Origin of the sequence: Allobaculum sp., assembly GCF_047010065.1 — a bacterium.
Taxonomy (GTDB): Bacteria; Bacillota_I; Bacilli_A; order Erysipelotrichales; family Erysipelotrichaceae; genus Allobaculum; species Allobaculum fili.
This window is the reverse complement of sequence record NZ_JBKXLD010000153.1, coordinates 1-2,892: the sequence shown is the minus strand read 5'-3', so window position 1 is coordinate 2,892 and position 2,892 is coordinate 1. Positions and strand designations below refer to the sequence as shown.

Genomic DNA, 2,892 nt, shown 5'->3' with positions numbered 1-2,892 from the left:
CTCTCCCTATACCGGAAAGACGTACTGGACGAAAACCGGCATTCACGAAAATACGTACGCGATTTCCGCGACCGACGCGACTGGCGAATTTACCCGCCGCTTTGGCACGAATGCCGAAAACCCGTTCAATAACGTAACCTCGATTACGCCGGTGGAAGGAACCGACGGAACCATTCTGAAATTCGTCTATAACTCTTCCCGTCCGTCCATGCAGAAAGTCGGCATGACCCTGCAGTTCAACTCCGCTGCGGTTCGTGAAACCGCCGGTGCCCTGATCTGGGAATCCAAAAACGTTACCGCGCGCAAAGTGCATGTCCATTACATGCACGGGTTTGGCTGGCTGCTCCAGATGGCCAAAGACGTCTATTTCTATGAATGTTCCATGGAACCCAGAGCCAATTCCGGTCATATCGTCGCGAGCTACGCGGACGGCATTCACGCTTCCGGTGCCGCCGGCAAGCTCGTCATTGAAAACTGCCGGTTTGCGGCTTTGCACGATGATCCGATCAACATTCACGGAACCTTCACCCGCGTTGAGCAGAAACTGGACGACCACAGGCTCCAGCTCAAGTACATTCATGCCCAGCAGGGCGGCTTTCCGCAGTTTCATGTCGGCGACCAGGTTCAATTCTTCTCTCGCGACCTGCTTCAGTCGGCGGATAACGAAACGGTCTATACCGTTAAAAACGTCATCTCCAATCCAGGCGAAGACGGCAACGATCTCAAGACGATGGTCATTGAATTTGATGAAGAACTGCCTTCCTATCTGACCGATAAGATCGGATCCGAACCGAAATACGTTGCGGAAAACATTACGTACACCCCGGAAGTCACGATCCGAAACAATACGTTCCGCGACCTGGCAGCCCGTGCCATTTTGTGCACGACGCGCAAGAAAACGCTGATCGAAAACAACACGTTCTACAACACGTCGATGGCTACGATCTTCCTGTCCAACGACTCCGATCAGTGGTATGAATCCGGTCCGATCCGCGACATGACCATTCGAAACAACACGTTCTACATTAAGGATTCCGGCGAACGCGGCTGGGAATACCGTTCCGCAATCTATATTCATCCGGTAACCAAAAACGGCGGACTGCCGGGCTATGAAAATCCAATTCATAAAAACATCACGATCGAAGGCAATACGTTCCACATGGATTCCGATACCGTCGTGAAAGCCGAAAGCGTTGAAAATCTGACGATTCGAAACAACACGATTTTGCGAACCAACCCGGATCTTGCCTTCACAATCGGCGACCTCAGCAAGCACATCCGTCTTGCTGCCGGAGCCAGCACGCATTCATCCGTCACGCTTAGCGGATCTTCCCGCACGGGCAATACGGAAAACATGTACGAGTTCGCCAAGTCGAAAAACGTAGTCATCGACTCGAATACGTACGACAACGGCCAGAAACTGTACGCCTATCGCGACAACACCCCGGAAGATCAGATTCACATTACCAACGATGCGGTTACGCTGACGACGTCCAAAACCGGAGCAGCTTCAGCTTCTGCAGGCGCCATTCATTATCTGTCCGCCGATCCCGCGATCGCTTCCGTGGATGATTCTGGAAACATCACCGGCGTATCCGCTGGTACGACTCAGGTATACGCCTGGACAAAATGGGATCATTCGCTGCTCTATTCCGATCCGATCGAAGTGACAATTTCGGAAAGCACGACCGGTTCTGCCGTCACGATCGATCAGAAGGACAACACCGTAGTCGGCGCTGCATCGAACTTTACGGCTAAGACACCGGAAGGCGAAACCGTCACCTGGTCGGTTACGGCACTCGATGGAACTGCCACGGATCAGGCCTCGATCACAAGCGCAGGCGAGCTTAACGCCCAGAGCGGCATTTACAAAGTCATCGCCTCCAGCGCTTCCGGTTCGGATTCGCGCATCGTTCTGGTAAACACCGGAAAATCCGCCTCCCTTACTCCGGGCATCTCCGTAACGAATTCGAATACGAATCTCACTTTGAACGAAACCGAAGCGACGATCGCACTCGAAAAGGGCGACTTGTATGAGGAAAACAACTCGGTTAAAAACCTGATTCTTTACGATATCCCCGCAGACACGGAAAATTTTGCAACTTCCGTTCATGTCACCGGTCTTCCGATTCGGGAAAGCGGACAGTGGGATACCGCAAGCTTCCTCGTCTTTGGTGACGCGGACAACTACCTCTCGCTTGGCAAGAAGTCCCATTACGACGGCATTGCGACCGTCTCGGAAACCGGCGGCAGCGCAACCGAGCTTGGAGACAATGCCGCACAGAACGCCCTTTCCGATGCCTGGCTGGCTTTTGTCAAGGAAGGAAACACTGTACACACGTACTGGAGCGCAGACGGCAAGACGTACACTTCCGTTCGCGATCTTTCCGCTACGATGTTAACGGGCAAAAGCGTACGCATCGGCTTTGCGGGCTGGCATACAAATCCCCGCGGCAAAACTGTTACTTTCAAGGACTTCCGCTTCAAAGCCAATACAACAACTCTCAGCGATCTGAATGAGGAGACCTCCGTTTCCTTTGAACATGGAAATGCCGCGACACCTGTTCTTTCTAACGTACAGCTTTCGGCAGAAACTGCAGAAGCCGGCAGTCCAGTAAGCGTAAGCTATGACGCGACCAATCCGGATGGCGGACAGAGCAGCGCGCCGGTTCTCTGGACGCTCAAAAACGACGAAGGCAAGATTCTCTCGCAAACGCTCTGCGACAGTACGACGTATACGCCTGCACAGCCTGGCAAACTTACTGCGACCGTTTACCTGACGTCGGCCTGGGGCATTCCCGCAGAGCCGAAAGCGACAGCCGAATGTTCCGTTACGACGCCGGCTTCCTCTTCCATCCGCTCCATTCAGGTCAATGGTCAAACCGTCTGGAC

Annotated in this window: 1 protein-coding gene; it reads left to right on the top strand. The window is 53.4% G+C overall.

What is annotated here, in order from left to right:
* Positions 1–2,892 (top strand): right-handed parallel beta-helix repeat-containing protein (locus ACLUYS_RS09705; protein WP_412659763.1); only part of this gene is annotated, 2,892 nt, incomplete at both ends.